General features: G+C 64.3%; 6 protein-coding genes. 5 read left to right on the top strand and 1 reads right to left on the bottom strand.

All coding sequences use genetic code 11. The annotated features are described in order from the left end of the window. Positions 1–1,008, bottom strand: a 1,008-nt coding sequence (locus HKL97_RS06845; protein ID WP_291423734.1) for a carbamoyl phosphate synthase small subunit, incomplete at its 3' end; no start/stop codon positions are given. A 78-nt stretch (positions 1,009–1,086) separates the two neighbouring features. Here HKL97_RS06845 and HKL97_RS06840 point away from each other — a divergent pair. From HKL97_RS06840 to HKL97_RS06820, 5 genes are all read left to right on the top strand, one after another. Further along, positions 1,087–1,542 (top strand): GatB/YqeY domain-containing protein, encoded by a 456-nt coding sequence (locus tag HKL97_RS06840; RefSeq protein ID WP_291423732.1) that lies wholly within the window; start codon positions 1,087–1,089, stop codon positions 1,540–1,542. A gap of 4 nt (positions 1,543–1,546) precedes the next feature. Continuing rightward, positions 1,547–3,337 carry a DNA primase gene (gene dnaG, locus HKL97_RS06835; protein ID WP_291423730.1) on the top strand — a complete coding sequence of 597 codons (1,791 nt, stop codon included), beginning with the start codon at positions 1,547–1,549 and terminating at the stop codon, positions 3,335–3,337. An 81-nt stretch (positions 3,338–3,418) separates the two neighbouring features. Next, complete coding sequence (gene rpoD / locus HKL97_RS06830; protein ID WP_291423729.1) at positions 3,419–5,338, top strand: RNA polymerase sigma factor RpoD; 1,920 nt, start codon at positions 3,419–3,421, stop codon at positions 5,336–5,338. A gap of 1 nt (position 5,339) precedes the next feature. Beyond that, the gene (locus HKL97_RS06825; protein ID WP_291423736.1) at positions 5,340–5,927 is read left to right on the top strand and encodes a GNAT family N-acetyltransferase; all 588 of its coding nucleotides are present in this window, start codon (positions 5,340–5,342) and stop codon (positions 5,925–5,927) included. Then, positions 5,924–6,249, top strand: a 326-nt coding sequence (locus HKL97_RS06820) for a pseudouridine synthase (protein ID WP_291423727.1), incomplete at its 3' end; no start/stop codon positions are given. The genes HKL97_RS06825 and HKL97_RS06820, both read left to right, overlap by 4 nt.

Here is a 6,249-nt window from a genome sequence, read left to right as displayed (position 1 = left end):
GCAGATACCGAAGATGGGCACGCCAGCCTCCATGACGCCCTGGATGGCGGGGACGGCGTAGGCGGCGGTGGCGGCCGGGTCACCGGGGCCGTTGGAGAGAAACACGCCGTCCGGCTCGTGGCGCAAGATTTCAGCCGCGGTGGAGGCGGCGGGGACGACGATGACACGGCAGCCGGCGGAGGCGAGCGAGCGCAGGATGTTGCGCTTGGCGCCGTAATCCACAGCGACGATGGTGTGCCGTGTCTCGGGGGTGGCGAAGCCGTGCGCCCAGCTCCAGGTGCCGCCGGTCCATTCGTAGGGCTGGGTGCAGGAGACCTCGGCGGCGAGGTCCAGCCCGTTCAGCCCGCTCCAGGCGGCGGCGGTGGCGGCCAGGGATGCGAGGTCGAACTTGCCGTCAGCCGGGAAGGACAGCACGGCGGAGGGGGCGCCAAGGTCGCGGATGCGCAGGGTGAGCGCACGGGTATCCACCCCGGAGATGCCGGGGGTGTTCATGCGCTTGAGCCAGATGTCCAGATCGGTTGTGGCGCGGTAGTTGGAGGGGGCGGTGATGTCCTCCTTGAGGACAAGGCCGCGGGCGAACACCTGGGCCGCTTCGCAGTCTTCCTCATTGGCGCCGGTATTGCCGATATGGGGGAAGGTGAAGGTGATGATCTGCCCGGCGTAGGAGGGGTCGGTCAGGGTTTCCTGATAGCCGGTCATGCCGGTGTTGAAGCAAAGCTCGGCGGGCGCGCTGGTGCCGTGCGCGCCAAGGCCGCGGCCCCAGAAGACGGAGCCGTCAGCCAGCACCAAAGCGGCGGTGGCGCCGGGCGGTATGTCGCTCTCCACGGCGGAGCGGGGCAGATCGCCCATGTTCAGGCCCGTGGCGGCGCAGATGGCCGGCCAATGGCGGGAGGGGATGGCGCCGGAGGTGCGCCATTTCCTGATGGCGTCGGGCGAGACGCCTGTTAGCGTGGCGGCGGCATCCGCGCCGCCCAGAAGGTCGATGAGGTCTGCGATGGAAATTGACATGAAAATCTGCTACCGGATTTTTTGTCCAGCTTCAACGTATATCGAATGGGCTGGAAATTTTTTCCGAAGGGGATGAGCATGAGTTTGCGTGAAGATATTACAGCCGCCGTGAAGACCGCCATGCTGGCGCGCGATGCCGAGCGGACCTCGACCCTGCGGATGATCCAGGCGAAGTTGAAGGATACCGATATCGCCGCCCGCCCGAAGGGGATTACCGCCATACCGGATGACGAGATTTTTGCGATGCTGCGTTCGATGATCAAATCGCGCCGGGATTCCGTGACGTTGTACCGCCAGGGCGGGCGCGAGGAGCTGGCCGCGAAGGAAGAGGCGGAGATTGCTGTTATTGAAGAATTTTTGCCGCAGACGCTGGCCGGTGAGGCGCTGAGGGAGGCGATTGCCGCCGCGATCGCCGAGACCGGGGCGGCCAGTGCCAAGGATATGGGCAAGGTGATCGGCGCGCTGAAGGCCAAACACGGCGCGGCGCTGGACATGGGTGTGGCCTCCGCCGCGGTGAAGGCGGCGCTGGGCTGAAACCATGGCGCTGCCCGCCAACTTTCTCGACGAGTTACGGGCGCGCACGCCGATTGCCGGGGTGATCGGGCGGTCGGTGAAGCTCACGCGCGCGGGGCGGGATATTAAGGGGTGCTGCCCGTTCCATGGCGAGAAAACGCCGTCGTTTTATGTGTATGACGACCATTATCACTGTTTTGGCTGCGGCGAGCATGGGGATGTCATCACGTTTGTGATGAAGACCACGGGCGCTGGGTTCATGGAGGCGGTGGAGAGCCTAAGCGCTGAAGCGGGGCTGGAGGTGCCCAAGGCGAGCCCGCAGGCCGCGCAGGCCGAGCAGCGGCGGGCTGGGATTTCCGAGGTGCTGGCGGCCGCGGGCAAGGTGTACCAGAGGTTTTTGCATGAGCCGCAGGGCAAGCCCGCGTTGGATTATCTGCGCGGGCGGGGTTTGACGGATGCGGCCATACGGCGGTTTGGCTTGGGGTGGTCGGGCGAGGGCAGGGGCGTGCTGGCGGCGGCGTTGCGCGGGGAGAATATAAAGCCGGAGCAACTGATTGAGGCCGGGTTGATGAAGCAGGGCGAGCATGGCCCGGTGGATATGTATTTCTCGCGGGTGATGTTCCCGATTACCGACCGGCGGGGCAGCGTGATCAGCTTTGGCGGGCGGATTATGGGTGATGGCCAGCCCAAATATGTGAACGGGCCGGAGACGGCGGTGTTCTCCAAGCGGCGCGCGCTCTACGGGCTGAATCTGGCGCGCGAGGCGGTGCGCAAGGGCGCGGCGCTGATTGTCGCCGAGGGGTATATGGATGTGATCGCCCTGGCGCAGGCCGGGTTCGCCGGGGCGGTGGCACCGCTGGGGACGGCGCTGACGGAGGAGCATCTGGCGGAGATCTGGCGGCTTTCACCCGAGCCGGTGATATGCTTCGACGGCGATGCCGCGGGGCGGCGGGCGGCGCTGAAGACGGCGGATATGGCGCTGGGGGCGCTGGGGGCTGACAAATCCCTCAGATTCCTGAATTTGCCGGAAAAGGATGACCCGGACAGCCTGATCAGGCGCGAGGGGGCGGCGGCGTTTAAGGCCAGGCTGGAGAGCGCGAAGCCGATTTCCGCCGCTTTGTATGATATGCTGGCCGAAGGCGGGGCGCGCACCACGCCGGAGGCGCGCGCGGCATTCCGGCAGCGCTTGATAGAGGTTGCGGGCCGGATACCGGATAAAAACCTGGCCGGAGAGTATCGCGCGATGCTGCTGGATCGGTTTTTTGCTGAGCGGCGGGCGGGCAAGCCGGGGGCGCCGAAGAAGCCGGCGGCGTTTGTGCGCGATGCGGCACCGCCGGATGCTGCGGGGGCGCAGGAGAAGCGGGCGCGGCTGATGCTGGCGGTGCTGCTGGCGTATCCGGCGTTGATCCCTGATGTGGAGGAGGCGTTTGCCAGGGTGAGGCTGCCGCCGGCTTGTGAAAGACTCCGCGAGGCGCTTGGGAGCTATGCCGCGCAGGCGAAAAGCCTTGACACGGAAAGCCTGTTCACCCACTTGAGCCACCTTGGTCTGGCCGGTGAGGCGAGGCTGATCGCGGCCGATGCGGCTGGGGATTTCCGCCTCGCGCCTGATGCAAGCCTGTCCCAGGTCGCGGAAATCTGGTGGAGTTGGTATATATTGATGGATTTCAGCATCGAGATGTTGCGTGCCCAGCGTGACGAGCAGGAGCGGTTCTGGAAGGCAAACCAGGACGATGCCGGTGCGTGGAGCCGGCTCATTAAATATAATGAGCTGTTGCGCCAGGCGATGGCCGGAGAGTACGGCGCCGCCGACACATGACTTAAATGGGGCAAGCTTCTTGCCTACATAACGAATAGTAAAATAATACAGCCCCCGTCATTCCCGGAGTACCGCCTGATCATGGCAATCAAGCCCGCGACCACCGCCACCGAGACCCCAGCCCCCGAGGCCGAAGCTGACGCCAATGTGCTCGATACGCAGTCGGCATCCGTCAAGCGGCTGATCGCCAAGGGCAAGGAGCGCGGCTACATCACTTTCGATGAGCTGAATGCCGTCCTGCCGGCGGAGCAGAACTCCTCCGAGCAGATTGAGGACATCATGGCGATGCTCTCGGAGATGGGCATTCAGGTGGTGGAGAGCGAGGAAGGCGAGGATGCCGAGGCCGCCGCCGCGCCCAAGGAAGAGGCCGCTGAGGACGATGAAAGCCCGGCGGGCAATATCTCGGAAAGCTCGGTCAGCCGTACCGATGATCCGGTGCGTATGTATCTGCGCGAGATGGGAACCGTGGAGCTGCTCTCGCGCGAGGGTGAGATCGCCATCGCCAAGCGGATAGAAGCCGGGCGGGATATGATGATCCGGGGCTTGTGCGAGAGCCCGCTGACGTTCCGCGCCATTATCGCCTGGCATGAGGCGCTGAACAACGGCCGAGTGCTGCTGCGCGACGTGATCGACCTGGAGGCGATGCAGGCGGGTAATGAGCCGGGGGCCACGGAGGGGTTTGCGGACGCTGCCGCCGAGGAACTCGATGAGGATGAGGAAGGCGATGGCGGCGGCATGTCGCTGGCGGCGCTGGAAGAGAAGCTGAAGCCGGAAATCTTCACGTATTTCGAGGATATCGAGAAGCTCTACGAAAAGCTGGCGAAAATCCAGCAGAAACGGCTGGATAACCTGACGGCCGGGGGCGATGTGAATTCGCGCTCGGAGAAGGCTTATGAGAAGCTGCGCGATGAGCTGGTGGCCAAGGTGGAGCAGGTGCGGCTGCACAACAACCGTATCGAGGAGCTGGTGGCGCAGCTGAAAGTGCTGAACCAGAGGCTGAACGGGTTGGAGGGGCAGATTCTGCGCCTTGCCGAGGGCGCGAAAGTGACCCGCGAGGAGTTTTTGCAGCATTACCGGGGCCGGGAGATGGACCCCGGCTGGATGAATTATGTGGCGGCGCTGCCGGGCAAGGGGTGGAAGGAGTTCGTGAAGAAATTCACCCCGCAGGTGAGCGAGCTGCGCGCCCAGATTGGCAAGGTGGCATCCGAAGGGGGGCTGCCAATTGAGGAGTTCCGCCGGGTTTATACCACCGTCTCGCGCGGGGAGCGCGATTCCACGCGGGCGAAGAAGGAGATGATCGAGGCCAATCTGCGTCTCGTGATCTCGATTGCGAAGAAGTACACCAACCGCGGTTTGCAGTTTCTGGATCTGATCCAGGAGGGCAATATCGGGCTGATGAAGGCGGTGGATAAGTTCGAGTACCGCCGGGGCTATAAGTTCTCGACCTATGCGACGTGGTGGATCCGTCAGGCGATCACGCGCTCCATCGCCGATCAGGCGCGCACCATCCGCATTCCGGTGCATATGATCGAGACGATCAACAAGCTGGTGCGCACCTCGCGCCAGATGCTGCACGAGATCGGCCGCGAGCCCACACCTGAGGAACTGGCCGAGAAGCTCGGCATGCCGCTGGAAAAAGTGCGCAAGGTGCTGAAGATCGCGAAGGAGCCGATCTCGCTGGAGACACCGATCGGCGATGAGGAAGACAGCCATCTGGGCGACTTCATCGAGGACAAGGGGGCGATTATCCCGCTTGATGCCGCGGTGCAGGCGAATTTACGCGAGGCGGCGACAAGGGTGCTCTCCTCGCTGACGCCGCGCGAGGAGCGTGTGCTGCGCATGCGTTTTGGTATCGGCATGAACACCGATCATACGCTGGAGGAGGTTGGACAGCAGTTCAACGTGACGCGCGAACGTATCCGCCAGATTGAGGCGAAGGCGCTGCGGAAACTCAAGCACCCCTCGCGCTCGCGCAAGCTGCGCAGCTTCCTTGACGACTGATATGCTGGACTATGCGCGCGTGATGCCGGGAGAAGCCTTCGACCGGGTTGAGGTGGAGGTGGTGTTCCTGCGCATGGATCAGGCGCCCAAACGGCCGCTGGCGGTGCTGCCGGCAGGGGCGGAGTTAAGCCGCGAGCGGCTGAGCGTGGCTGAGTACCGGATGCTGTATAATGAGGTTGGCGGCCCGTGGCTGTGGTGGCTGCGCCGGATGATGCCCGATGATATGCTTGCGCGGCATCTGGTGAACTCGGCGGTGGCGTTTCATGTGTTGCGGGTGGATGGGCAGGTGGCGGGGTTTTTTGAGACCGATGCCGGGTATTGGCCCAATGTGAATCTGAACTATTTCGGTCTGATGCCGGCGTTCATCGGCAAGGGGCTGGGCAAGCCGCTGCTGGACGCGGCGGTGGACAGCGTGTTCGCCGGGGGCTCGCCGTTGCGGGGGATGACGGTGAATACCTGTTCGGCGGACCATCCGCGCGCGTTGCCGAACTATGTGGCCGCCGGGTTTAAGGAAGTGCGGCGCATCCGTGAGGAGTGGGACATTCCCCGCCGCCTGGGTTTGAAATTGCCGGAGCATTTGCGCGGGTGACGCCCCCCGGCGTGCTGTACCGGGACCGGCGGTTTATAATTGTTGATAAGCCCGCTGGCTTGCCGGTGCATGCCGGGCGCGCGGGCGGGCCGAGCGTGGAGGATTTTTTCCCCCAATGGCGGCTGGGGCGCGATGGCCCGTGGCTGGCGCACCGGCTGGACCAGGATACGGCGGGTTGTCTGGTGGTCGCGTTGAAAAAATCGGCGTTGCTGGCGGCGCAGGCATGTTTTGCGGGCGGGGGAGCGCAAAAGACCTATTGGGCCGTGGTGCGCGGCGTGCCGGAGGTTATGGAGGGGGTGGTGGAACTGCCCCTGGCCAAGGT

The organism is Acidocella sp., assembly GCF_013044125.1.
Lineage (GTDB): Bacteria > Pseudomonadota > Alphaproteobacteria > Acetobacterales > Acetobacteraceae > Acidocella.
The sequence above is the reverse complement of the archived record's forward strand: the minus strand, read 5'-3'. Positions and strand labels throughout refer to the sequence as shown.

Excerpts from the sequence above, each read along its gene's own strand:
- HKL97_RS06840 (WP_291423732.1), top strand. The coding sequence starts at position 1,087 with ATGAGTTTGCGTGAAGATATTACAGCCGCCGTGAAGACCGCCATGCTG.
- dnaG (WP_291423730.1), top strand. The coding sequence starts at position 1,547 with ATGGCGCTGCCCGCCAACTTTCTCGACGAGTTACGGGCGCGCACGCCG.
- rpoD (WP_291423729.1), top strand. The coding sequence starts at position 3,419 with ATGGCAATCAAGCCCGCGACCACCGCCACCGAGACCCCAGCCCCCGAG.
- HKL97_RS06825 (WP_291423736.1), top strand. The coding sequence starts at position 5,340 with ATGCTGGACTATGCGCGCGTGATGCCGGGAGAAGCCTTCGACCGGGTT.